This window comes from Kribbella sp. NPDC050124 (assembly GCF_044460355.1).
Taxonomy (GTDB): Bacteria; Actinomycetota; Actinomycetes; order Propionibacteriales; family Kribbellaceae; genus Kribbella.
The window spans coordinates 85,824-110,658 of sequence record NZ_JBITJU010000001.1; the positions used below are offsets into that span (position 1 = coordinate 85,824).

The window sequence follows — 24,835 nt, forward strand, 5'->3', positions numbered from 1 at the left end:
TCATCCCTTCAGCGCTCCCTGGGTGATACCGCCGACGATGTAGCGCTGGGCGATCAGGAAGATCAGCAGCATCGGCGCAAGGACAAGCAGCGTGCCGGCCATGATCGTTCCCCAGTTCGCCAGGCCCTCCTCGTCCTTGAGGATCAGCAGCCCGACCGGCAGCGTCCGCATCGAGGCGGTGTTGGTCACGATCAGCGGCCAGACGAAGTTGTTCCACTCCTCGACCGCGGTGATCACCACGACCGTGATCAGCATCGGCCGCGACATCGGCAGCACGACCCGCCACAGCGTCCGCAGGTGCCCGGCGCCGTCGACCGCGGCGGCGTCGGTCACCTCGGTCGGCAGGGTGAGGAAGTGCTGCCGCATCAGGAAGGTCGCGAACGCCGACCCGATACCGGGGATGATCAGGCCGGCGTAGGTGTTGATCCAGCCGAGCGTCGCGACGGTCAGGTAGTTCGGCAGCAGCGTGACGTGACCGGGCACCATCATCGCGCCGAGCACCGCGAAGAACAGCACCTTCTTGAAGGGGAAGCGCAAGTAGGCGAACGCATAGGCCGTGAGTACGGCGTTGGTCACCTTCAGCACGGTCCCGGCGATGGTGATGATCGTGGAGTTCAGGAAGAACCGGTCGAACGGCGCGGCCTTCCAGGCCAGGCTGAAGTTCTCCCAGGTCAGGTCCGGCCACCAGGCCGGCGGCCACTGGTAGATCTGCGTCGGCACCTTGAACGCCGTCGACAGCAGCCAGTACAGCGGTCCGAAGAACAGCGCCGCCACCCCGACCAGTACGACGTACTGGATCGCACGAGCCTTCATCGGTAGTGCACCCGCCTCTCCATCACGCGGGCCTGCACCGTGGTGACCAGCAGCAGGATCACGAACATGATGATCGACAGCGTCGCCGCGCGACCGGCGTTGAACGCCTGGAAGCCCTCGTTGTAGATCGACCAGCTGAGCGTGGTGGTGGCGTCACCAGGGCCACCACCGGTCATCACCGCGATCACGTCGAACGCCTGGAAGGTGCCGATGACCGTGGTGATCAGCAGGAAGAACGTGATCGGGGCGAGCAGCGGCAGCTTGATGGCCCGGAACCGGGTCCAGGTCGAAGCGCCGTCGATCGCGGCCGCTTCGTCGAGCTCCTTGGGCAGCCCCTGCAGGCCGGCCAGGTAGATCAGGGCGGCGAAGCCGACGTTCTTCCACAGGTAGACGATGACGAGTCCGGGCAGCGCCCAGTCGGAGTTGTTCATCCAGTCCGGCGGTTCGGCGCCGAACGGCTCGATCAGCGCCCGCATCAGGCCGTAGCCGGGGTCGAAGATGAACAGCCAGATCGTCGCGACCGCCGCACCCGACAGGATGTGCGGGGCGAACGCGATCGTCCGGACCGCGCCCCGGCCCTTCAGCGGCAGGTTGAACAGGAACGCCAGCGCCAGCCCGATGACCAGGCTGCCGGCCACGATCAGGCCGGTGAAGACCACGGTGATCCACAAGGTCTTGTGGAACGCCGGATCGGTCAGCGTCCGGCCGTAGTTCGCCAGCCCCACGAACGCGGGCTTGGCCGCGATCATGTTCCAGTCGGTCAGGCTGAGGAACGCGTTGTAGATGATCGGCCAGTACGCGAACACCGCGATCACCAGCAGGTTGGGCGCGACCAGCAGGGCGAACAGCCCGTACTCGCGGCGCCGTCTGCGGCGTTGCTGGTTGCCGCCGTCCGTGGCCAGCCGGCGTTCGTCCGGATGGCTCCGGACCGGCAGGTCTAGTGCGGTCACACCGACCTCCTCGGGGTTGATGGAGCGAGCAGTTCGACAAGTGCGGCCGCCAGGGAGGGCGCGGCCGCGAGAACGCCGTTGGACAAGGCGACGACCTGAGCACCCGCTTCGTGGGCGATCAGGGACCCGGCGGCAATGTCCCACGGCTGGATCACGTGTTCGTAGTAGGCATCCGCCGTACCGTCGGCGACCGAGCACAGGTCGAGGGCGGCCGAGCCGCCACGACGCACATCCCGTACGGCGGGCAGCAGCAGGCGCAGGTGGTCGCCTTGCTCGGCGCGCGTCTCGGGCAGGTACGAGAATCCCGTGCTCACCAAGGCGTTCTCGAGGGCGACGTCACGGAGTGGGCCGAGGGCGACATCGTTGCGGACGGCACCTGCGCCGCGAGCAGCTGACCAGGTGAGGCCGGTGCGCGGCTGATGGACCACGCCGACCAATGCACCGGCCTCGTCCTCGACCGCGATGGAGACACACCAGTCGAGCCTGCCGTAGAGGTAGTTGACCGTGCCGTCCAGCGGGTCGATCACCCAGGTGAGCCCAGTGGCGGATGGGCGGGAGGCGCCCTCCTCACCGAGCAGGCCGTCACCGGGTCGCGCCGCGGTCAGGCCGTCAGTGATCAGCTTCTCGGAAGCCCGGTCCGCGTCGCTGACCGGATCACTCGCCGACGTCTTGGTCTCGACACCGGCCGCATCAATCGATAGACCTGGTTGCCGCGCCACCAACTCCGCACCGGCCGCGAACGCCAGCCTAAGGGCCAGCTCACGGAGCTCGGCGTGGGGCGGAGTGTTAAGCACGCCGTGAAATTATCACCGTTTCATGGTGACGTATAGAGAATCCATGTGATTTTCTCACTGACTTCACAACGATCCGGACAACCTCAGTCATCATCGTCGTTGCGCAGCCGGACGCCGGTGACACCGTCCAGCTCGTCCAGGGCCAGGACGAGGTTCTGCAGCGGCGGCCGACCGCGGAACCGCATCGACGCCCGGACCTGCGGCTGAGTTGCATGGTTACGCCGAGACCAGCCCGACCGGGTCCTTCCCGGCCAGGTAGGCGGCGACAGCCTCCGCTGCCAGGGAGCCGGCGCGGTGCGCGGTCTGCCGGGTCGCGCCGGCCAGGTGCGGCGTCATCACCACATTGGGTGCCGTCAGCAACCGAGACCCCGCCGGCACCGGCTCGGACGGGAAGACATCGAAGGCGGCGGAACCCAGCTGCCCGGACTCCAGCGCATCGACAGTCGCGTCGTAGTCCAGCAGGCCGCCGCGAGCTGTGTTCACCAGTACGGCGCCTCGTGGCATCAGCGCAATCTGGTCGGCGCCGATCATGCCGCGGGTCTGGTCGGTCAGCCGGGCATGCAGGCTGACCACATCCGACCGACGCAGCAGGTCGTCCAACTCGACCAGCTCGATACCGTCAGAAGCCTTGTCCACAAAGGGATCGGCGACCAAGACATGAGCGCCGAAAGCGAGCATCACCCGGGCGACGCGCTGGCCGATTGCGCCGTAGCCGACCAATCCGACTGTGGACCCGTCGAGCTCCAGGCCGCACTCGTCGTACGCGTAGAGATCGCTGCGCCACTCCCCCTGCTCGAGGGTGCGTTGCAGGCGGGGCAGGTTGCGCAGGGCCCCCATCATCAGCGCGACCGCATGCTCGGCGGCCGCGACCGCGTTGCGGCCGGGTGTGGAGGCGACAGCGACTCCGCGCTTGATCGCCGCCGGCACGTTCACGTTGACCGGCCCGCCCCGGCAGACCACCAGGAACTTCAGGTCGGTCGCGGACGTCAGGACCCGCTCAGTGAACGGCCCCATCTGGGTGACCGCGACCTCGACCCCGGCCAGCGCCTCGATCAACTGGTCCTCGGCGTCACTCGCCTCGTCCACCTCGGCCACCCGCCCGTACGGCGTCAACGGCCAGGGCAGCGTGACCTCGCGGAAGTCGAAGGCGACGCCGTCGAGGGAGGACAGTGCTTTGGCGAGCATCTCGTTGCGCACGAAGTGATCGCCGGCAAGCAATGCCTTGATGGTTCTCATTGAACTCCTGAAGTTAACGTTGGGGCGGGGTCGGACCAGCGTGGGCGGGCCGACTCGATGCGGCGCAGGTAGTGGGCGTAGCCCTCGGCGTAGAAGGCGGCGCGGGTCGGATCGGGGTCGACCTGGCGGGTCTCGGCGATCCACTCCGGTCCGGCGCTGTCCGGATCGACCGCACGCCGGGCGCAGATGACTGCACCACGAGCAGCGACCTGTTCGGCCTCGGCGGTGTGCAGGGGTGCGTTCAGGACATCCGCCAGGATTTGCGTCCACTCTCTACTGCGGGCACCGCCGCCGCACAAGGTGACGCGTCCGGACCACCCGGCCGCCTCCAGGCAATGGCGAGCGGCGTACGCGATGCCTTCGCACGTCGCGCGGACCAGGTCCGCCGTGGTGGTGGACAGGGAGATCCCGTCGATCGTCCCGCGAGCGCGGGTGTCGACGAACGGCGCTCGCTCACCGGCCTCGGATAGATAGGGAAGAACAGTCACGCCTTGTGCGCCGACCGGGCTCTCCGCGAGCAACGCCGGCAGTTGGTCTGTCCCGACACCCACCAGTGCCAGCACCCGGTCGAGCGCTGCCGTGCCGACCATCGCGGGCATCGCGCGGAGCCAGACACCTGGTGTCCACGTGCCGAGGAACAACCCGGCCGGCTCGCCGTCCACAGGCAGTTCGCGCGTCACGACTTGGCAGGCGAGCGTCGTACCGACAGTCAGTAGGGCGTCGCCGGGCTCCTGCACGCCGGTCCCGGCTGCGGCGGCCGGAAGGTCGTACGGTCCGGCGGAAACCCGGGTGCCAGGGGCCATTCCGGTCGAGTCGTCGCGGAGCTCGCCGATCGGGCCGACGGGCTCCACCGGCGCCAGCAGGTGCCGCAGCTCGGACAGACCGGTCGCCTTCAGCGCCTCGTCGTCGTACTCGTTGGTCCGCGGATCGAGGAACGGCGCGGACGCGTCCGACACGTCCGTCGCGCGGACGCCGGTCAGCTGCTGCATCACGACGTCCTTGCAGTACGCCGCCGTCCCGGCGCGAGCGATCACCTCAGGCTCTTCCGCGAGTACGGCGGCCAGCAGCGGACCGGAAGCACCCGGGAACATCCGGTTACCGGACCGGCGGAAGACGCGCTCGGCGACACCGTCGGCGGTCCAGCGCTCGAGGATCGCGCTGCTGCGCGCGTCGAGCCAGGAGATCGCCGGGCGGACCGCCGTACCGTCGGCGTCGACCAGCCAGAGGCCGTCGCCCTGGGCGGTGATCGCCAGGACGCCGGGCCGGTTCCCCACTGTGCCGGCCAGCTCACCGACCACCTCATTGACCGAGGCAACGATCTCGGCGGTCTCGTGCTCGAACCGTCCCAGCTTCGATGTGCCCAGCCCGGGCCGGACCAGCCTGGTCGGCCGGGACACCTCGGCCACCGGCCGCCCGTCGTCGTCGAACGCAACAGCCTTGGTGACAGTGGTGCCGACGTCAACCCCGACGTCCATAAACTCCCCCTTCTAGAGTTTTGCGACCTCCACGGTCGCGCCGTGGTCGCGGAGCGGCTGGATCAGGTCCTGCGGGGTCTTCTCGTCCACGATCACGACGTCGAAGTCGGTGAGCGGGGCGAGCCGGTGCAGGGCGGTTCGCTGGAGCTTCGCGTGGTCGACGAGCAGCACCTTGGTCTTCGCGGACCGCAGCATCGCCCGCTTCACCAGGACGATCTCCTCCTCCTGGTGAAAGGCGTGCGTCGGCGACACCGCGGAGACCGAGCAGAACAGCAGGTCGGTGTGCAGCGCCTCGACCGCCTCCGCGCACGGCATCCCGCCGAACGAGTCGTGCGTGGCGGAGTAGATCCCGCCGAGCGCGAGCAGGGTGATGTCCCGCAGCGCGGCCAGCTTGGTGATCGCGGGCAGGAAGTTCGTTGCCACCGTCAACGGGGTGATGTCCTCGAAGAGGTCGACCAGGGCCAGTGCGCTGGTCGAGTCGTCGAGCATCACCGACATGCCGGGCTCGATCATCGCGCGGGCGTGCCGGGCGATCGCGGTCTTCTCGGCCTGCGCGGTGTTCAGCCGGTACGCGACGTTGCTCTCGAACACGCTGGTCGGCTGCGCGCTGACGCCACCGCGGTACTTGCGCACCACGCCCTGGCGCTCGAGCTCGTCCAGGTCACGGTGCACGGTCATCACGCTCACCCCGAACGCCTCGACCAGGTCGTTGGCCGAGACCGAGCCGTGCTCGACGACGTAGGCCGCGATCTCGGCCTGCCGGCGGGCGGGACGACTCAGCTCGGTGGTGTCACCGTCGACGTCGGATGTCATGCCAGGGTCTCCATTCGTACTGCGGGAACGTTGTACGCCTCGAGACCCACTGTGCCGTCCTGCCACCGGAAACGCACCAACGCCGCGGGACCGAGCGCAGGTAGCAGTCTGCGGTAGTCGTTCAGCCGCAGCCCGAGCACCCGGCAGGTGAGCAGCCGGATCAGGGTGTTGTGCGCGACCACGAGCACCTTCTGACCCTCGTGCCGCCGCCCGATCTCGTGGAAGACCTCGTGCACCCGGTCGGCCGCCGCGGCCGGATCCTCGCCGCCGGGAAAGTGGTCGCGCACCGGGTCCAGCTGGAACGCCTTCGCCACCGCGGGCGGCAGCTCGCTGAGCATCTTCCCCTCGGCCGAGCCGAAGTCGACCTCCCGCAGCCGCGCGTCGAGGGTCGGCTCGAGGTTCAGCAGCTCGGCGGTCGGCGCGATGGTCTGCCGGGCGCGCAGCATCGGCGAGCACCACAGTACGTCCGGCGCGTAGTCGGCCGCCCAGTCCTTCAGCTGCTGCGCCTGCCGTACGCCGACCTCGTCGATCGGGAGGTCCGTCGACCCCGTGTAGCGGTTGCCGTGGTGCCACTCGGTCCGGCCATGCCTGGCCAGGACGATCGTTGTCCTCATCCGCGGTACCCCCGTCGATCCAGCTCGGCGACGAATTCGCCGTACAGGTCCTCGAGTCGTCGTGGACCTGGTTCGAGGATGCGGTCCGTCCGGACCATCCGGCGAGCCGTCTCGGTCAACGAGCCGCCAGAGGATGCGGCGAGCACGGCCATGCCGTACGCCGGATCCGGCGACGCCGGAAGCTCGACCGGAACGCCGAGGACGTCGGCGCGGAGCTGGTTCCAGTACCCACTCCGTACGGCGCCGCCAGTGAGCGACACCGATCGGAGCGGCTCCGCGCCGAGACCGACCACATGCTCGAACGCCAGTCGCTCGATGAAGGCCACACCTTGTAGTACCGCGACGTACGTCGCCAAGTCACCGGTCGGGTTGCCAAGGGTGAAACGCTCGGCCTGGGGAGCGACGAACGGGAACCTTTCACCCGTCTTGGTGAGTGGGTAGATGACGGCCGCGACCGGCTCCGCCGCTTGGTCCAGCGCGTCCAGGTCCGCATTCGGAAGGAGTTCGGTGAGTAGGCCGGCGCCCGTGCTGGACGCCCCGCCGGGGAGCCAGCCGCCATCCGGGTGCCGGTGGCTGTAGACGGCGCCGGTGGGGTCGTCGAGGAGGTCCTTGCTCACGCCTTTGAGGACGAGCGTCGTACCGAGGACCGAGTTCCAGGCGCCGGGGCTCAGGGCGCCGGCGGCGATCTGGGCCGCGCAGCCGTCTGTCATGCCGGCGTAGACCGGGACACCGGACGGCGTGCGGCCGAGCTCGGCGCCGGGGAGGACGACGTCGGGGAAGATGCTCGCCGGCAGGTCGAGCTTGTCGAAGGCGGCCTGCGGCCAGGACTCGGCGACCAGGTCGTACCCGGTCTTCAGGGCGTGGCTGGTGTCGGTGGCGACCGGGTGGCCGACGAGGTGGGCCGCGACGAAGTCGGCGCTGTGAACGATACGGTGCGCTGCCGACGGGTTCAGTGAGAGGAGCTTCGGGAGCGCCCAGGTCGGCTGCATCGAGGTCGCCCAGCGATTTGGGTCGGCGTCCACGATGCGGCCACGCAGGTCGGCTGCACGGGCGTCGTCGTACATCAGCGCCGGACTGACCGGGCGGCCCTGCTCGTCGGTGAGCAGGAAGGTGCCAGAGGTGGAGCAGATCGCAATGCCATCGAGCCCGGGTCCGGCAACCTCGGCGAGGACTGCGTCGACCGCGTCCAGCCAGCTCTGCGGGTCCTGCTCGTGACGCGGTCCGTCGCGGTGGCTGACCAGCGGCCGCGCGGCGCGCCCGGTGACCGAACCGTCGGCCTCGACGCGGACGGCGCGCGCACTTTGCGTGCCGAGGTCAACGCCGATCCAGCTCACGCCCAGCCTCCCGATCCAGTGTTATCTGCGCTGATAACATAACACCAGAAGACGGTAAGAACACGCCAGCCCCCGTCCGATCCCGGACATGACTCGGCTCCCGCAGCTGAGATACCTGCGGGAGCCGGGCGGTCCGGCCGACTGCGCCTGTGCCGGCGGGACGGTCGAGTGCTGGTTGGTCAGGAGTGCATGAGCACCAAGGCGGGGTCGACGGCGGCGAACTCGACCCGGCCGGCGTCGAGAGCGCCGTACGCGCCGATCGGCCCGCTCGCCGGGCGGCCGTTGCGGTTGACCCAGAAGCCCCAGCCTGCCGGCGCCTCCGGCCATTCGGGGTCCGGCTCCCAGCCTGGCGGCGGACGCCAGGTGTCGCTGGGCGGCTCGGGCCAGTCAGGTGGCGGATTGAATCGATGCACGGGCGGTCCTTCCCAGATTCCCCAGCAAATCTGCCCCAGCGATCACTACAGGTCGCGAACTGTCTGACAGATCAACGACCTGGTGTCCGGAAAGGTCACGGCTAATTTTCTGTAAAGATTCTCCGGCACACGGCCACCAATAACACCACCGCACCGGGCGGTAGGCAACCATCCGCTCACCAGGCGGACTGCACGTGCATCCGCATCGGCATTTGGTTGCCTTCGACTGCCTAATCGGTGGTCTAGACCTGCTCGGTCTGCAGGTCCTCGAGGCGGGCGCGGACCCGGTGATGCTCGGTGAGGGACTCGGCCAGCGCGTAGCCGAGTGAGCGGTAGGCCTCGAAGTCCCACTCGTCGTAGAACTGGTCGCCGGTGGTCCGGCGCGGGAAGTCCGGGTGCCCGGCGGCGTACTGCTCGATGTCCCAGCCGAGGTGCCCGGCCAGCACCGCCTTCAGGAAGAAGATCTCGGTCTTGTACGGCTTCTCCGCGCCGTCCTTCAGCGGGTGCGTCGCGATGCCGTACGCCCACGGCCGGTCGGCCCGCGGTTTGCCGCCGCGGATCATCGGCGACGGGTCGATGTCGATCTGGATCCCGTGGTCCATCCGGGCGGTCGCGATCGCCTCGGCCAGCGCGGTGAACCGGTCCTCGGGGTCGTTCGACGCGTCGATCACGATCACCTGGGCCGGCTCCCGGCGGAGCGCCTCGACCAGGCCGAGGTTGTCGTAGTGGCCGCCGTCGGTGACGTAGATCCGCCGGTCGTACATCGACGGCTGCCCGATCCCCTCGAGCAGCAACCGGTACGGACCCGGCTTGTCGATCACGCTGCCGAAGTACCGCCGGACCTTCGCGACGGTCCCGCGCACCTCCGGGAACGCGGGCTCGGACCGGTTGTTCCAGTACGGGTTCGGCAGCCACACCCCGAGCCGCGCGTTCAGTACGGCGAGCAGCAGCCGAACCGGCCTGGTCCGCGCGTTCACTCGGCCGGTGAGCGGGCTGAACGCGGCGCCGCTGATCGCCATCGCGGCCGGCACCGTCACCTCCCGCTTCAGCACGTCGGCCTCGCGCTCGTAGTCGTCGGTGACCCGGCGCCCGCCGTCGGGCAGCGACCGGTCGCCGATGATCCCGATCTGCTCGGCGTCGAAGACGAACGGCACGCAGTCGCGCTGGATCGGCACGAAGTCGCCGTCGGACACGTTCGCGACACCGGCGATGACCAACTGCGGGCCGCCGTCGACCGGCTTCGCCCACTCCGAGTACCGCAGCCGCAAGTGGTAGTCGAGGGCAACGGCCGCGCCGTTGTCCTTCCGGGTGACCAGGAACGCGCGCGACAAGCGCTCGCGATAGAACGAGTGCAGGGATGTCCGGTTCGCGTCGGTGAGCACCTTGATGGCGATCGCGATCGCGGCCAGGATCAGCGCGACGTTCCAGTTCTCCTGGTACCCGGGCTCGGTCGCGTAGCCGCCGGTCCAGCGCAGCAGAACGATCACCGCCGCGAGCACGATGATCGCGCTCGCCACCCACGGCGCGAGCTTGGTGCGGGCGAACGCGAGCAGCCGCGCCCGCATGCTGCCCGACTCCTTGCCCTCGACCGCGAGCCCGTTCCAGACCGCCTTGCCGAGCCCGATCAGGACGACGACCAGCGCGCTGAACGACGCGATGCCCTGTTTCGCCGGGTCGACCAACGCCAGCACCGCCGAGGGGATACTGGAGTCACCCGGCAGTTGTGCCAACAGGTACAGGCCGCCCGGTACGCCGAGCAACAGGACGGCAAGCGGTACGCCGAACTTCAGTGCGACGTTCCCGATCGTCGTCAGGATCATCCGGACCACGTCGGGCATCCGGGCCCAGCGGTCCCACACCTTCTCCAGCACGAACATCGCCGCGCTCAACGCGAGTGGGAACAGCGACAGGCCGAGGAAGAACCAGGAGTCGTTCGGCCGCCAGTCGACCTTGATCTCGCCGTCTCCCAGCAGGACCACCTGCTGGTCGGCGAGGAACCAGCCGAGCACCCACGCGATCGCGCGCAGCGTGATCCCGATCAGCAGCAGGTTGACGACCAGCCCGAACAGCACCGACAGCGCTGCCCGGAACATCGCCCGGCCCCCCTGCAACAGGTACCGGGTCTGCCGCCGCAACCGCGCGAGCTCGGGCGACCCCGGCGAGAACGGGTCGGTGCAGGTCCGCCGGAGCACATGGAACGCGGCGGCCATGTAGCCGCCGCCACTGACTCCGACCACACTCGACGCCCGGTCGTAGAAGCCCTTCTCCCGCAGGAGTTGCAGGGCGCCGAGACAGAACGACGCCGACCGGATCCCGCCACCGGAACAGGTGATCACCAGTTGGCCGGCGTCCTTGCCGTCGTTCTGGATCCGCTTGAACGTCGCCGGTGGATCGAGGCGGACGCCGTACAACTTGCGTTGCCCGAAGCGGGTGGTGGCGAAGAGCGCGACGGCCAGGACCACCGCGCCGGCGAAGCCGGTGCAGCGCATCAGCCAGGTGAGCCAGCCGGTCGACAAGCCGGCGCAAGACGTGCCGAGCTCGTTCCACAGCCGGACGTCCTCGACGATGTCGAGCAAGGCGGCGACAAAGACGATCCACGACCCGAGGGCCGCAATCCGCTGCCAGGACTGGCGATTCAGGAACTTGACGTACTTGTAGGCCCGGTACGCCGCATAGACGTAGGCCATGATGAACGTCGCGTCGACCAGCAACGACAGCCGGCCGGGGACCTCACAGCCGAGCGCCGAACCCGTCGCGTCGTACACCGCGTCGCGCATCGGCCACTGGACCACGGCGAGTACGACGGCGAGTTGAAGTGTCCTGGTGAATGTCCGGCGGCGTCCGATCTGCTCGATCGTGGCGTCGCCTTTGGTGCCCTCCGATTCCCCGAGCATCGCCCCATGATGCCGGTCGGGGAGTTCAGGCGGCGACTTGAGACTCGCTGATGCGTGTCAGCGGACCGATCGCCTGCTCCAAAGCGGCCAGTTGGCTGCAGGCGAGGGTGATCGCCTCGGCCTGCGAGCGGCAGCCGTCGGCGTACCAGTACGGGTCGTCCGGCTGGCGGTCGTCGGCGTCGTCGATGTCGGCGTACCAGCAGTCACGTGCGTGACAGCGGTAGTGCACGACCCTCACCTTCAGCTTCATGCGCGATACGACGCCGGTCCTGGTACGGCGGTTCCCGGCCCCGGATCCTGGCATTCGATCCTGGTGTGAAGGGTTTACAACGATGGTAAAGACGCAGTACAAACGACAGGACCGGTCCGCCCCTCCGGCTCGAGAGGTACTGCCATGAGGTTCTTCCGCCCCACAGTTGCCTTGATCGCATCCGCCGTACTGCTACTGTCCGGCGCCGTGCCGGCGTCGTCGGCGCCACAACAGGAGAGTGCTGTGCAGTCGCAGACCTTCCGCAACCCGGTGAACCCGTCGGCCGATCCGTCGCTGACGTTCCACAACGGCAGGTACTACATCGCGACCACGCGCGGGGACCGGATCGGGATCTGGTCGTCTGCGAGCCTGGCGACCCTACTGGTGCAGCCGGAGCAGGTGGTCTGGCGGGACTCGGATCCGAGCCGCAACACACAGATGTGGGCGCCGGCGTTCCGGCAGGTCGGCGGCCGCTGGTACATCTACTACACCGCTTCCGACGGCGTGGACGCGAACCACCGGATGTACGTGATCGAGTCCGAGGGCGCCGACCCGCTCGGTCCGTACCACTTCAAGGCGAAGATCGCGGACTTCGGCGAGTACGCGATCGACGGTGAGCCGATCACGGTGAACGGGCAGCAGTACTTCGTCTGGACCGGGCCGGGTCGTGGTCAGGGCGGACCGGCGCAGCTCTACATCGCGCGGATGAGCAACCCGTGGACGGTGACCGGCGGCCGGGTCGCGATTCCCGCCAGCGGCGGATGCAGCGAGGTGCGCGAGGGCCCGACACCGATCTACGGCAACGGGCGGGTCTTCCTCACCTACTCGTCCTGCGACACCGGCAAGCCGGACTACCAGCTGTGGATGAAGAGCATCGCGAACGGCGCCAACCCGATGGTCGCGTCGAACTGGGTGCAGCACCCCGGCCCGATCTTCTCCCGCAACGACGCCACCGGCGTGTGGGGACCGGGTCACCACTCGTTCTTCAAGTCGCCGGACGGGACCGAGGACTGGATCGCGTACCACGGGAAGAACACCAGCACCTACACGTACTCCTTCCGCACCAGCCGCGTGCAGAAGATCAGCTGGAACGCCGACGGCACACCGAACCTCGGCCGACCGCTGGCCGCCGGCGCGACGCAGAACCTGCCGTCCGGCGATCCCGGGTCGGCGAACTACTGGATCAACGACACCGACAGCACGGTCGTGTACAGCGGCAACTGGAGCTCGGGATCCGGCTGCGGGAACCAGTGCTTCTGGGGCAACGACCACTGGAGCGGCGTCCGGGACGCGTCCGCGACCATCCACTTCAACGGCACCAAGGTCGCACTGCTCAGCGTCGCCGACGTGGGCAACGGCATCGCCGGCATCTCCATCGACGGCGGGCCGGAGCAGCGGATCGACTACTACAGCTCGATCCGCGTCGGCGAGCAACTGATGTACGTCAGCCCAACACTCGCGCCAGGAGCCCACACCGTGCGCGTCCGCGTCACCGGCGACAAGAACCCAGCCTCCAGCAGCACAGTCATCAGCCTGGACCGCATCGAGGTGTACTAACGGGTCCGCAGGCTCCTCCTGTCCCGCCTGACAAAAGAGCAGAAGGCCATCCTCCAACCCATCCCACCGCGCACCCTCAACACCCGAACTGGCGAATCAGGCGTCCGACAGGAGCCAGCCGATGTGTAGTTCTTTGGCGGCTGGGTGGTAGGTGCGGGTGAGCTCGGCGCGCTCGGGGTCGGTTTCGGGGAGGTCGGCGGCGAGGGCCGCCTGGGCGGCGACTGTTTGGGGGCGGGCGCCGAGAGCGGCGCGGAGGTGGAGGGATCGGCGCAGCATCGCGATCCGTTCGGCGGGCTCCTTGAGGTGTGCGAGGTGCCGGATGATGTAGGACTCGAAGTAGCCGTCGCCGTACTTCGTCGCGATGGCGAGAGCCGTCTCGTAGCGTGCGAGGGCGCCGTCCGGGTCGTCGTCGATGTTGTCCAGCAAGACGCCCCAGTGGTACTCCGCCCAACCGCGCTGCTTCTCATCGCTGCTCGCGGCCGCCGCGCGGTAGCCCGCCTCGGCCACGGCGCGGTCGTCGGGGCGAAGGTCGCGACCGAACAGCAGGCGGCTGTAGGCCATGCGTGCCGTGAGCAACTGTGCGGTCGGAGATGCGGGGTCGAGTGCCGCGACTGCCTTCTCGGCCTCGTCATGACCCTCGATCCGGAAGAACCAGCGGTCGACGGCGATCTCTGCGCGCAGTTCGGGATCACCGCCCGGGCCCAGGACCGCGAGCGCGGCGTCCCACTCCCCGAGCAGGTGTAGGCGCCGGGCTATGTAGGTGTCATCAGCTAGCATGACGCCTACCATAGGAATCGGCGATGTAGGTGGTCAAGTGCAGTACGGTGACTACATTGGGAACGTGACGCGGCTGGCCGTCGAGCTGGCCAACACCGGCACTCTCGACCCGGACGGTGAGCTGGTCGCCGCGTTCTTCGCGGAGCACGAGATCAGCCCGCCGCCGGACGGCGAGTACGGCGAACTACCGGATCTCGTGCGCACGGCCTTGGCTCAGTCGGTCGACGGTGCCGCGCCCGACGCCGTACACCGCCTGCTGCGCGACTACCCGCCGGACATGCACCTGTCCGACCACGACGGCGGCTGGCACATCCACTTCAGCCGCAATGGCACGCCGGCGAAACAGTGGCTCGGCCAACTGATCGCCGCCAAGCTCGCCCTCATCGCCGCAGGCGATCCGGCGGTGACGCTCGGCCGATGCGCCGCAGCCGGCTGCGAGAACTACTTCGTGGACCAGTCCCGAAACCGAACCCGCCGCTTCTGCTCCAACCCCTGTGCCAGCCGCACAACAGTCGCCGCCTACCGAGCCCGCTCAGCCAAGACCCCCTAGCAAATTCCGTTGTGGACGTGCAGTGGTGACGCTTCGCGGGTGTGGGGTCAGCCGGTGGTGAGGGTGATGGGGCCGAGGAGGCCGGATTGGGTTTGGTTGGGGAAGATGAAGTGGGTGGGGCTGATGGCGTTGAGGTGGGGGGCGGCGGTGTTGAAGATCTCGATGGTCAGGGTGTGGTTGCCGGGGGCCACGGTTGTGAGGTCGAAGGTGTAGGGGGAGCAGAAGCGGGTGCCGATCGAGGTGCCGTCGACGAGGACCTCGGCGGTGCCGCGGACGCTGCCTAGGTTGAGGGTTGCGGCGTCGGGGAGGTCGATGGTTCGGGTGTAGCGGACGCCGCCGGAGTACTCGGCGAGGCCGAGGGATTGCCAGTCACCCAAGGGGATTCGCCCGGTCCCAACAGTGGCGCGGATCGGGCCGGTGAGGGCGGCGCCGGACTCGTGGCCCGGGGTGGTCATCAAGGTAAGCCAACCCGTGCGAGCGCCGGAAGGTACGTCGGCGACAAGCGTGCCGGACCCGGTCACGAGTTGCTCACCGTCGACGGAGAGTACGCCGTCGCCCACCAGGTCGACCTCCAGGCGGGTAGTGACGGGAGGGAGGTCGAAGCGCAGGTGCTCGATCCGGTCCGCCGTGGGGCGGGGTACGGCGAAAGTGATCGGCTCAACCACCTCAGTAGATGTGCCGTCGAGCCACGCCGCGCCCGGCAGCGGATGCGGTCGACGGCTCAGGTAGAGGTCGGGGAGGGATCGGTGCCAGGGGCGGCGACGCTCCGTCGGGACGGTCCTGCCGTCGGCTGTTGCGGTCCAGTCGTGGTCGGAGATTGCCAGGCCGTCTACCAGAATCGGCGTCGACCGGGTCACCTCGACGGCGATCGTGTTCTCGACTCCCGGCCGGAGTGCAGCAGCGGCGTCGTACCGGCGTACTCGGGGAGTCGGCCGCTCGTACGGCAGGAAGCCGCCTTGCCGCCCGATCTCTAGGCCGTTGACGAGCACCCGCGCCGCGCCCCACGCGGTCAACGTGAGCTCGGTGCAATCCCCCGGTACGACGCTCGTGCTGTAGGTGATCGCGGACCCCGCCGAGGCAGCGGCGATCCAGGACGGGCGACGGTACGCCGCCAGGTCGCGAACGAACGCCACATTCGCCCGAAGCTGCAACTCCTCATCGGGAGTCAGCCGCAGTTCGAGCTGATGCGTTCCGGCGTCGAGCGAAACCGGGACCGTGCCGACGTACCCACCGTCATCGGTGATCGCCAACGACCGTCCGTCGATCAGCAGTTCCTTGCCCGCCGGCGCACTGACAACCACAGTGCTCTCCAAAGCCGCGTCCAGCTGGAAGGCTGCGATGAAAGTCACCGTCTGCCCGGCGGCGACGGTGCCGAAGTCCAGGAAGTCTTCAGGGACATGCCCCTTCGGACCGAGCGCGTGGTGGTGGATGTGGTCCTTGTAGATCCCTCGCGACTCGGAGTACTCCACCGGCTCGCCGTTGATGAACCCATGCGGCCCGAAGGTGGCGTGCGCCGGGTGCCACTCGTCCGAGCTGTCGACGCGATGCTCGAGCGCCCAGCGTTCGACTACGACCTCACCCGACGACGAGGGCGGCCAGGCGAAGTCGCCCCACGTGTTGTCAAGCGTAGGAATCAGCTCGGACTCCCAGTCACCGGTCAACGTCTCTACATACTGTGGGGCCGAAGCCGCCACGTCGCCAACCGGCGAGTTGCCCTCGGCAAACACCACGAGGGCCGCAGGCCCCGCCGCGAAGGGCACCACGATGTCGGCGATCCCACACGCATCCACCTTGTAGGCAAGGGGTTTCGAGGATCCGTCGAACGGTGACACCAGCACCGGCGGGCCGGGCATGTCCCGAACCCGCAGGCGGACCTCGTTCCGGTACCGCGACGGATCGAAGGAGTATCCGACCCGAGCCCACTCGTGACTGATCCCCCGCCCAACGGGTTGACCGTCGATCTCCGTAGCACTCCACTCGGTCGGCGTCACGAACACGACCAGCGCCCCGTCGACCTCCCGGGTCAGCACCGGGACCTCCGCCTCGACCCGCCGCGTCACCAGCGCCAGCGCCTCAGGCACGTCCGCCGCCGAGTCGACCACCACAGCTCCGGACAACCCCTCAGGCGCAAAGCCCACGGCAACAACCAGCCCACCGGCAGCAACAAACTCGTTCAACCGCTCAGTCACCGCATCCTCGAGCACCGTTGCCGCAGGCAACACCACGGCCGCAAACGACTCAGCCGCAACCGTCAGCCGCGCACCCGCGACCCCGGCCCCGGCCAGCGACTCGTCATCGATCACGTCCGCGTCGATCCGCGCCCGATCCAGCACCCCCAGCACCGGCGCGAACCACGTCGCGTCCCCGATCAGCTCCCGATACACCCCCTGAGCCCGCAATGCGTCCGGCCCAGGCCCGTCCATTGTCAGATCCGACTGCGCCGTCGCATTCGGGAACAGTACGGCGACCTCGCAAACATGCCGCCCCAACGACAAGGCCGCGCACAACCGAGTCACCGCATCCGCAAACGACTTGTGATGCCGCCAGTAGGGCTGTCGCCAGTCGGTCGACGGCGGTGCCCACTCCCACCACCCGGCCCGGGTCGTGTAGTAGACGGCATGCGGGTTGTAGAGCGTCGCCCCGGTCCGCAACCACGGCAGCAACCAGTCGAACGTCTCCTCCAACGTCCCGCCCCACCCGGTGGAGTGGAACGCCTCGATCCACGTCCGCGGTCGCTCGTACAGGTGCGCGAGCGACGAGTGTATCCGCGCATCCCCGTGGTGGTCTGACCCCGGCGCACTGAACCACCGGTGCGTCCGCGCATAGTCGGCGTACAACTCGACTCCCTCAACGGGCAGGCCGGCCCGCGCCGGGTCCTGCTGGTCGCAGCCGACGATCAGCCCGTGCTTCTCGTGCCACTCGTGCAACGGCTTGAAGAACGCCTCCTCGGACAGCGAAGCCCGGAGCGCGTGGTAGTCCCGCCGTACCCGAGCCCCATCGGGTACGGCGAGGTCCCACAGCGCATCGAGTCGGTCCCGGAGGTCGTACCCGTACCGTGCTTCGAATCTCGAAGCGAAGTCGGCGGACCACGTCGGCACCGACGGCAGCTCGTCCTGGAAGGACCCGACCACGACCCGGCCGAGCCGGTCCCCGAGCCGTCGCTCGAACTCACCGTGCACCTGGTCGAGCAACGCCGTACACGCCGACGGACTGAGGTAGTCGAACCCGTGATCCGTCTCGTAGTACAACGACAACTCCGACTCGACATCCGCCTCACACGAAGCGCCGGCGCCATCGACGACCACGTCGACACCCGACGTCACCGACGCCGAGATCACCCGACCACCCGGCGGACACCGCAGCTCCAACCGACCGGTCCCGTGCACCGTCGACCGCTGCAACCGCCGACCGGCGTACGCAGGCTCCCGAGCCACCAACCGCGCCTGGATGTCCGCCCCCGAGAACCCCAGCTGGTCGTAGAACCAGAGCGAGACGCCAAGCGACGCCGCGTCGTCACAGACCCCGAGGAAGATGCTCCACCACTCCTCCGAGAAGAACGGCGGATCGTCCGCGTCGCAGCCGTGGTCCGACCCCGCCGGAGCCAGGTTCAGTACGACGAGCTGGTACACGCCACCCTCGACGAACCGCTCGAGTTGCCAGCGCAGCCGTGCCGGGTCGAGCGGCTCGCCGCTCCACCACCAGATGGGCGCAGGTGAGTGTGACCTGGGCGGATCGGTGAGGACCGACGCCAGGCGAGGGGGAAGTGCCACGGTTATCCCTTCAGGCCGCTGGAGAAGCCGCGGATGACGTACCGCTGGAGGACCAGGAAGACGAGCAGGATGGGCAGCGCGGCCAGCACCAGGCCGGCGGCGACGAGGCCGTAGTCCGAGGTGTACTCGTTGACAAAGGCAAAGACCCGGACCGGGACGGTCTCCCGGCCGGAACCGCCGAGGTAGAGCAGCGGCGTGAAGAAGTCGTTCCAGATGTGCACCGCGTTGAGGATCAGCACGGTGCCGGTGATCGGCCGCAGCAGCGGGAAGATCACGTACCCGAACGCCTGCAGGTGCGAGGCGCCGTCGATCAGCGCGGCGTTGGTGTAGTCGGCCGGCAGCGACCGGATGAACCCGGTGTAGAGGAACACCGTGAACGGCAGTTGGATGCCGGTGTAGAACAGGATCATCCCCTGGTACGTGCCGAGCAGGCCGAGGTCGTTGACCAGCTGGTACAGCGGGATCATGCCGAGCTGGAACGGCAGGATGATGCCGACCAGGAACAGGATGTACAGGCTGTAGCTCAGCCGGGACGCCGTACGGGCGAGGAAGTACGCCGCCAGCGACCCGAGCACGATCAGGATGACGACACTCGACACCGTGATCAGCGTGCTGTTCAGCAAGGCGGACCCGAGGGAGGCCGACTGCCACGCCTCGCCGAAGCTGCCCACTGATGGCGGGTTGGGCACCGACAGCGGTTCATTCGCGATCTGCGACGGGTCCTTGAACGCCAGCGTCACCAGTGCGTAGACCGGGAACAGGAAGGCGATCGCGACCGCGATCATGACGAGTTCACGCACCAGTGTGCGCGGGCGGTAGCCGGTCCTCATGCCGTCGTCTCCCTCGAACGCAGGTAGCCGATCTGGATGAAGGAGACGGCCGCGACGAAGATCGCCAGCACCAGCGCGACCGCGGTGCTGTAGCCGAACTTCCCGTACACGAAGGCCTGCTTGTAGAGCACTGTCGACAACGTGTCGGTCGCGTACCCGGGTCCGCCGTTCGTCATCGCGATGATCTGGGTGAACAGCGTCAGGCCGCCGACCGTCGACAGCATCACGTTGATCGTCGTCGCCGGGGCGAGCAGCGGCCAGGTGATGTGCCGGAACCGCGCGAACAGCCCGGCGCCGTCCACCATCGCGGACTCCTGCAGCTCCTGCGGCACACCCTCCAGCCCGGCCAGGAAGATCACCATCGAGTACCCGGCGCACTGCCAGATCACCGTGAACGCGACCGACCAGATCGCCAGCGACGGATCACCGAGCCAGTCCTGCCGCAACGCCCCGAGACCGATCGCGTTCAACGCGGCGTTCAGCCCGGCGTCGGGCGCTGGGTTGTACACGTACTTCCACAGGAACGACACCATCACCGGGCTGACCACGACGGGCGCGAAGAAGATCACCCGCAACGCCATCCGGCTCTTGATCCCGGAGTGGACGCCGAGCGCGAGCAGCAGGCCGATCCCGTTCTGGACCACGACGATCGCGACGGTCAGCAGCAGCGTGTTGCGCAAGGCGCCCAACGCCTGGTCGTCGTGCACCAGCTGCTTGAAGTTCTCCAGCCCGACGAACGACCGCTGCTCCCCGACCCCGGACCAGTCCGTGAACGCCGACCCCGCCCCCGCGATGCTCGGGTACAGCATCACCAGCGCGTAGACGACCAACGCCGGCACCGCGAACAACCACGGCGGCGCAATCCCGCCGCCGCGACGCCGTGAGGTCTTCACGGCGTCGCGTCGTACCGCCTGCAAGGAAACCGTCATGCGGACTTCCGGTAGGCCTCGTCCATCTTCTTCAGGGCGCCGTCGACGGTGGTCTTGCCGCCGAGGAGTTCCTGGACGACGGCGAAGTGGGTGGGCTGGACCTCGGCGTTCGGCCAGCGCTGGTCCATGAACGGGACGGCCTTGTTGTCCTTCAGGTACGGCAGGAAGGGCTTCAGGACCGGGTCCACCTTGGCCTCGCCCTCGGAGTACAGCGGGACGCAGGCGACCGCCTCGGCCCAGGCGTTCACGACGTCCGGCTGGCCGCAGTACTCGATGAACTTCTTCGCCTGGTCGGCCTTCTTGCTCTTGGCGCTGATCGCGATGCCGACCACGACGCCGCCGGGGATCCAGTTGTCCGCCTCGACGTCGGTGGCCGGGAACGGGAACATGCCCAGGTCGTCCGGCGACGGTGCGGCCTCCCGGAACGCCTGCAGTACGGCGGACACCTGTACGGCCATCGCCGCCTTGCCGGTGCCGACCATCGAGGTGGCCTGCTCGTACGTCGTCCCGTTCGGGTTGTCGTTGAAGAAGCCCTTCTTCTGCAGCTCGAGGTACTTGTCCATCGCGTCCGCCCAGCCGGAGTCGGCGAACGACGCGTTGCCCGCGGTCATCTTGTCGTCGAAGTCCGGCGTCTTGGCGTAGACCGTGCCGGGTACCAGCGCGTAGTCGATCAGCTGGGTCACCCACGGGGTCTGGGCGCCGAGCGCGATCGGGACGATGCCCTTCTGCTTCAGCTTGTCGCAGACCGCGAGCAGCTCCGACCACGTCTTCGGCGGCTCGACGTCGGCGGTCGCGAACGCCTTCTTGTTGTAGATCGCGCCGAGCACGCTGGTCCCGGGCGAGAAGATGAACGTCTTTCTGTCGTTCTGGAACGCGCCCTTGAACCCGGTCGGGATCTTCTGGGTCCAGGACTGGTCGCTGAGGTCGGCGAGCAGGTTCGCCTTGCTCAGCTGGACCATCGACATCGCGCTGCCGTTGCCCGGGTAGACCGCGTGCAGGTCGGGCGCGTTCCCGGCCGCCAGCTGGGCGCGCAGCGCGGTCTGCAGCTGGTCGGCGGGTGAGAACGACAGGTTGAAGTCGAAGTCGGAGTGCGCCTTCTTGTACTCGTCCAGCGCCTTGCGCAGACCGGCCTCCTGGCTGCCGGCGCCGATCACCTTCAGCTGGCCGCCGGACGACGCCGAACCGCCGTTCCCGCCACCACAGGCGGCCAGTGTGCCGACGGCGGCAGCGCCGCCCATCAGCTGCAGGAGCCGCCTCCGACTGACGGACTGATCGAATGCCATGAGTTCCTCCTGAGCCGCGGGGCGAGAGCCCCTGAAATACCGCCTGGTGATGTGAAGTAATCGTGAAGTCGTGTTACTTTCTTCAGCCGGGACGCTACGGACGGCCCTGGAGGGTGTCAAGACCTCGTTGAAAGGATTCAGTCGCTGGCCGCTGTTTGGCTGGCTGCCCGGGTCGCCTGAGAAGATGTCGCCGTGCCCGTTCCCGCCCGCGTTCCGTCGAACAGCACGCCGTACGACGACGTGCTGCGCATCGTCACGCCGTACGACGGGACCGGCCGGAGCCGCGTGACGCCCGGACCGGTGCACCGGTGAAACGTCCGATTCTGGTCAGCGGCATCCTGCTGATCACGCTCCTAGGCGCGACCGCCGGCTACTTCACCGGCGACCGCACCGAGGTTCCCGTCCCCACCGCGACCGGCCAGGCGGCGCCACTCGGCGAGGTGACGGCGCCAACGCCGTCGTTGCCCGTCAAGACGCCCGTGCCGAGCGACGTGGTGGGGCTGGAGACCGGGCTGAGCTACAAGCGCCGTACCTTCACGGTCACCCGCGAGGACGGCCAGCGGGTGCACGTGTCGATCGAGACACCGGACGACTGGCGGCTGACCCAGGACAAGAAGGCCCCGGCGGAGGTCAAGTTCCTGGACCGGTTGACCGAGCGCGGTGTCCGGGTCGAGGCGGTCGAGCCGAAGCAGACGCCGGCGGACGCCCGCGCGGCGCTCGTCGTCGCCCTGAAGCAGAGCCAGGCGCCGGAGAACGACCTGCGTATCCTCAGCGAGTCCGACGAGCAGGTCGAGGGATACGACGGCCGGCCGCGGACGGTGTCCACGCTGATCTACACGTTCATCCCGAAAGAGACCCTCCGGTACGTGATCGTCCGCTGGGTCGCGACCGGGGACGACCTCACCACGGTGGAGATGAGCATCACCGGGCTCCCGCAGGACGCGGACGGCCTCGGCGAGGTGCTGCAGGCGGCGACCCGAACCGTGCGCGAGACCAGTTGAGCAGACTGTCCGGCGGTGCCCGAAGGGGTCGTTTCACGGAATTGTTACGCGGCTGCAGCAACCCCACGCCGGGCTACGGTGTCTGTGGGAGTAGGGGAGATCTGGGGAGGTGAGGCAGGCGTGGCTCGTCGGGGGACTGTAGGCGCTCTGCTGGGTTCGGGACTGGTCGTCATCACCGCGCTCGGCGGTGCCGGCGGGTATGGGATCGGCCTCTTGACCGCGGTCGAGCGGTCGTCTGCGGCCACGACCGGAGCCGCGGCTCCGCTGGGCAGCCCGCAGGTGTCGACGCCGGGACCCGGGGCGACTCCGACGCCGACGGCGCCACCGCGCAAGATCGTGCCGGACAACTCGCCCCCGCTCGAGGCCGGGGACCTGCGCTACAAGAGCCGCACGTTCGAGGTCAGCTACGTCTACAAGTCGGCGGTCACCGCCCGGGTGCCGTCCGGCTGGAACATGACCCAGCCCGACCCGCCGCGGACCGCGCGCTTCACCGACCCGACCGGCAAGCGCTGGCTCCGGATCGAGTCCGGCTTCACCATCCAGCGCCTGCCGGCCGCGTCGATGGAGGCGCGGATCGAGGAGCTCGAGAAGCTGTCCCCGGACCAGATGCTGAAGATCATCTCCAGCACGACCGAGGGCAAGTACGCGACGCTGTCGTACACCTACGTGCCCCCCGCTTCGCTGGCTCCGAAGGCGATCCTCCGCTACGTGATCGTCCGCTGGGTCGCCGACGACAGCGGCCTCTGCGCGGTCGAGATGAGCTCCACCGGTCTCCCGCAGGACAAGGACGCCCTGATGACCGTGCTCGACAAGGCCGCCGCCAACGTCGTACGGCGAGACAGCCCGCTGTCAGGCTCGAGCTCAGAGAAGCCCAGCTGAGTCAGTTGACCGGCCAGATGAGGCGGAAGATGGTCGAGCGGAGGCGGTAGAAGCGGCGGCGGGTGGACTGGACGAAGGCAGGCGACGGCCGGAGCCGTTCGCTGGAGAAGGGCATTCAGGCTTCCTCAACCGGAGTACGTCACCGAATCGGCCATCTCCGTCGCGCGGACCAGACGGTCAGCGTCCGGGACCATGACCTGGACGAGCATCGAGCCCGCGGCCCCCCGGTCCACGACTCGCTGGAGGAGCACCATACCGGCATCGCCACAGTCGGTTGAGACGCGCGCGGTGACCTTCTGGCCTTGCACGCTCCGACCCTCGAGATCGTTGTCGTTACTGCAACCGAACTGTGACGTGTCCGGAAGGGCGAGCTTCGAGTTCGCCACCCCGATGAAGATGCCGGGGGTGCCGTTCGCCGCCCAGTCGGCGTTCTGACTGACCCGGATCGCCGGGTAGGGGTTGTTGCTGCCGGGCGGCTGCCACTCCGACTGCGCCACCGACCTGGCCCAACCGCGCGGGATGTCCACGGAGAACCCGCCCTGCGAGACCGTGATGACCTCCCGCTCCGCCAGATACCGCTGGCCCACGAAGCCGGCTCCGCCGCCCACGATCAGCGCGAGTACGGCGGCCACGACCCAGCGACCCCGCCGTCGCTTCGGCGGCCCAGGCTCGGCAGCGGGCGCCGGTTCAGCCTCTGCAGCGGCGGCCGGCAGCTCGGTCGGAGCAGCGACGGTCTCGACGGACGCCGGCGTCTTCACGATCGTCGGCTTGTTCTCGTCGCTGAGTGCCGTGTTCTCGCCGAGATCATCGGAGACCGAGATCGCGATCGTCTCCCGGCCCGCGACCTTCGGCGGGACGAAGTCGTGGGTGGTCTCGTTCAGGGCGCCGACCAGCTCGCGGGTGAACGACTGGACGTCCGGCCAGCGCTTCTCCCGGTCCGGTTCGAGCGCGCGGACGATGGCGAGGTCGACTTGCTCCGGTAGCAGGTACCCCAGCGTGCTCGGCGGTGGCGCCGCCTCGACCCGGGACGCCGCGCCCAGCCCGTCGACCTGATGCGGTGACCGCCCGGTCAGAGCGGCGTACGCGACGGCTCCCAGCGAGTACTGGTCGGCGCGTTGGTCCAGCCGCTCCCCCATGGCCTGTTCGGGGGCGACGTACGACGGGGTGCCGCCGGGCATTGTGATTCGCGACACCTCGTCGAGGGACTTGCCCAGGCCGAGGTCGGACAGCACGGCGCGTTCACCCTCGTCCGTGCTGCGAAACAGAACGTTCGCCGGTTTCACGTCACGGTGCAGCAGACCGCGCCGGTGCAGGGCCTGCAGGCCGCGGCCGACCTGGACGACCACGTCGACGGCCTCGGGCAGCGGCAGCGGTTCCTTCTTCAGCCGGTCCGCCAGCGTGCCGCGATCGGCGTACGTGAGCACGAGAAACGGCCTGCCGTCCTCGAGCTCGCCGACGTCGTGCACCTGCACCACGTGCTCGGACTCGACCCGGCGCAGGAACCGGCCCTCCTCGAGGAACCGGCGGCGGACCGTGTCGTCGTGTCCCCAGTTGTCCGCGAGGACCTTGATCGCCACCTCGGCGTCCAGTTGCTCGTCGTGAGCGAGCCATACCGTAGCGAAACCGCCCGAGCCCAGGCGTCGTCGCACGACGTAACGGCCTAGCCTGCTTGG

General features: G+C 68.5%; 21 protein-coding genes. 4 read left to right on the plus strand and 17 right to left on the minus strand.

Going from position 1 to position 24,835, the window contains the following annotated elements; genetic code table 11:
- The 11 genes from ACIBL3_RS00490 to ACIBL3_RS00540 all read right to left on the minus strand — a co-directional run bounded on the left by ACIBL3_RS00490 (nucleotide 1) and on the right by ACIBL3_RS00540 (nucleotide 11,586).
- Nucleotides 1-813, minus strand: a complete 813-nt coding sequence (locus ACIBL3_RS00490; RefSeq protein WP_396351000.1) for a carbohydrate ABC transporter permease — start codon at nucleotides 811-813, stop codon at nucleotides 1-3.
- Complete coding sequence (locus ACIBL3_RS00495; protein WP_396351001.1) at nucleotides 810-1,763, minus strand: carbohydrate ABC transporter permease; 954 nt, start codon at nucleotides 1,761-1,763, stop codon at nucleotides 810-812. The genes ACIBL3_RS00490 and ACIBL3_RS00495 overlap by 4 nt, the downstream gene beginning before the upstream one ends.
- A complete protein-coding gene (locus tag ACIBL3_RS00500; protein ID WP_396351002.1) occupies nucleotides 1,760-2,557 on the minus strand; it encodes an inositol monophosphatase family protein in 798 nt (265 codons plus the stop codon). The genes ACIBL3_RS00495 and ACIBL3_RS00500 overlap by 4 nt, the downstream gene beginning before the upstream one ends.
- A 216-nt stretch (nucleotides 2,558-2,773) precedes the next feature.
- Nucleotides 2,774-3,793, minus strand: coding sequence for a 2-hydroxyacid dehydrogenase (locus ACIBL3_RS00505; protein WP_396351003.1), 1,020 nt, complete (start codon nucleotides 3,791-3,793; stop codon nucleotides 2,774-2,776).
- Nucleotides 3,790-5,268: an FGGY family carbohydrate kinase gene (locus tag ACIBL3_RS00510; RefSeq protein WP_396351004.1), complete on the minus strand. Its 1,479-nt coding sequence runs from the start codon at nucleotides 5,266-5,268 to the stop codon at nucleotides 3,790-3,792. Before ACIBL3_RS00510 ends, ACIBL3_RS00505 begins: the two co-directional genes overlap by 4 nt.
- A 12-nt stretch (nucleotides 5,269-5,280) precedes the next feature.
- Entirely contained in the window at nucleotides 5,281-6,081 is an 801-nt protein-coding gene (locus tag ACIBL3_RS00515; protein WP_396351005.1) for a DeoR/GlpR family DNA-binding transcription regulator, read from the minus strand.
- The gene (locus tag ACIBL3_RS00520) at nucleotides 6,078-6,695 is read right to left on the minus strand and encodes a histidine phosphatase family protein (protein ID WP_396351006.1); all 618 of its coding nucleotides are present in this window, start codon (nucleotides 6,693-6,695) and stop codon (nucleotides 6,078-6,080) included. The genes ACIBL3_RS00515 and ACIBL3_RS00520 overlap by 4 nt, the downstream gene beginning before the upstream one ends.
- Complete coding sequence (locus tag ACIBL3_RS00525) at nucleotides 6,692-8,029, minus strand: FGGY-family carbohydrate kinase (protein ID WP_396351007.1); 1,338 nt, start codon at nucleotides 8,027-8,029, stop codon at nucleotides 6,692-6,694. Before ACIBL3_RS00525 ends, ACIBL3_RS00520 begins: the two co-directional genes overlap by 4 nt.
- A gap of 179 nt (nucleotides 8,030-8,208) precedes the next feature.
- Nucleotides 8,209-8,442 (minus strand): hypothetical protein, encoded by a 234-nt coding sequence (locus tag ACIBL3_RS00530; protein WP_396351008.1) that lies wholly within the window; start codon nucleotides 8,440-8,442, stop codon nucleotides 8,209-8,211.
- A 242-nt stretch (nucleotides 8,443-8,684) separates the two neighbouring features.
- Nucleotides 8,685-11,336, minus strand: a complete 2,652-nt coding sequence (locus ACIBL3_RS00535) for a hypothetical protein (protein ID WP_396351009.1) — start codon at nucleotides 11,334-11,336, stop codon at nucleotides 8,685-8,687.
- Nucleotides 11,337-11,361: 25 nt separating this feature from the next.
- Entirely contained in the window at nucleotides 11,362-11,586 is a 225-nt protein-coding gene (locus ACIBL3_RS00540; RefSeq protein WP_396351010.1) for a hypothetical protein, read from the minus strand.
- A 144-nt stretch (nucleotides 11,587-11,730) separates the two neighbouring features.
- On the opposite strand from ACIBL3_RS00540, the gene ACIBL3_RS00545 reads away from it, so the two are divergent.
- Nucleotides 11,731-13,143: a family 43 glycosylhydrolase gene (locus tag ACIBL3_RS00545; RefSeq protein ID WP_396351011.1), complete on the plus strand. Its 1,413-nt coding sequence runs from the start codon at nucleotides 11,731-11,733 to the stop codon at nucleotides 13,141-13,143.
- Between the two features lie 96 nt (nucleotides 13,144-13,239).
- Here ACIBL3_RS00545 and ACIBL3_RS00550 read toward each other — a convergent pair whose 3' ends face one another.
- Nucleotides 13,240-13,920, minus strand: a complete 681-nt coding sequence (locus ACIBL3_RS00550; protein ID WP_396351012.1) for a hypothetical protein — start codon at nucleotides 13,918-13,920, stop codon at nucleotides 13,240-13,242.
- Between the two features lie 64 nt (nucleotides 13,921-13,984).
- Here ACIBL3_RS00550 and ACIBL3_RS00555 point away from each other — a divergent pair, with 64 nt between their 5' ends.
- Nucleotides 13,985-14,470, plus strand: coding sequence for a CGNR zinc finger domain-containing protein (locus ACIBL3_RS00555; protein WP_396351013.1), 486 nt, complete (start codon nucleotides 13,985-13,987; stop codon nucleotides 14,468-14,470).
- 47 nt (nucleotides 14,471-14,517) lie between these two features.
- Here the strand turns inward: ACIBL3_RS00555 and ACIBL3_RS00560 are convergent, their stop codons facing one another.
- Genes ACIBL3_RS00560 through ACIBL3_RS00575 form a run of 4 tightly spaced genes read right to left on the minus strand, consistent with a single transcriptional unit; the run spans nucleotide 14,518 to nucleotide 21,282 of the window.
- Nucleotides 14,518-18,240, minus strand: a complete 3,723-nt coding sequence (locus tag ACIBL3_RS00560) for a hypothetical protein (RefSeq protein WP_396351014.1) — start codon at nucleotides 18,238-18,240, stop codon at nucleotides 14,518-14,520.
- Between the two features lie 2 nt (nucleotides 18,241-18,242).
- On the minus strand, nucleotides 18,243-19,070 hold the full coding sequence (locus ACIBL3_RS00565; protein WP_396351015.1) for a carbohydrate ABC transporter permease: 828 nt from the start codon (nucleotides 19,068-19,070) through the stop codon (nucleotides 18,243-18,245).
- Entirely contained in the window at nucleotides 19,067-19,999 is a 933-nt protein-coding gene (locus ACIBL3_RS00570) for a carbohydrate ABC transporter permease (RefSeq protein ID WP_396351016.1), read from the minus strand. Before ACIBL3_RS00570 ends, ACIBL3_RS00565 begins: the two co-directional genes overlap by 4 nt.
- Nucleotides 19,996-21,282, minus strand: coding sequence for an ABC transporter substrate-binding protein (locus tag ACIBL3_RS00575; protein ID WP_396351017.1), 1,287 nt, complete (start codon nucleotides 21,280-21,282; stop codon nucleotides 19,996-19,998). Before ACIBL3_RS00575 ends, ACIBL3_RS00570 begins: the two co-directional genes overlap by 4 nt.
- 308 nt (nucleotides 21,283-21,590) lie before the next feature.
- Between ACIBL3_RS00575 and ACIBL3_RS00580 the strand changes: the two genes are divergently transcribed.
- Together ACIBL3_RS00580 and ACIBL3_RS00585 are read left to right on the plus strand one after the other, a co-directional pair.
- Nucleotides 21,591-22,283, plus strand: coding sequence for a hypothetical protein (locus ACIBL3_RS00580; protein ID WP_396351018.1), 693 nt, complete (start codon nucleotides 21,591-21,593; stop codon nucleotides 22,281-22,283).
- A gap of 120 nt (nucleotides 22,284-22,403) precedes the next feature.
- On the plus strand, nucleotides 22,404-23,162 hold the full coding sequence (locus ACIBL3_RS00585; protein ID WP_396351019.1) for a hypothetical protein: 759 nt from the start codon (nucleotides 22,404-22,406) through the stop codon (nucleotides 23,160-23,162).
- 125 nt (nucleotides 23,163-23,287) lie between these two features.
- Here the strand turns inward: ACIBL3_RS00585 and ACIBL3_RS00590 are convergent, their stop codons facing one another.
- The gene (locus ACIBL3_RS00590) at nucleotides 23,288-24,811 is read right to left on the minus strand and encodes a serine/threonine-protein kinase (RefSeq protein WP_396351020.1); all 1,524 of its coding nucleotides are present in this window, start codon (nucleotides 24,809-24,811) and stop codon (nucleotides 23,288-23,290) included.
- Between the last annotated feature and the right edge of the window lie 24 nt (nucleotides 24,812-24,835).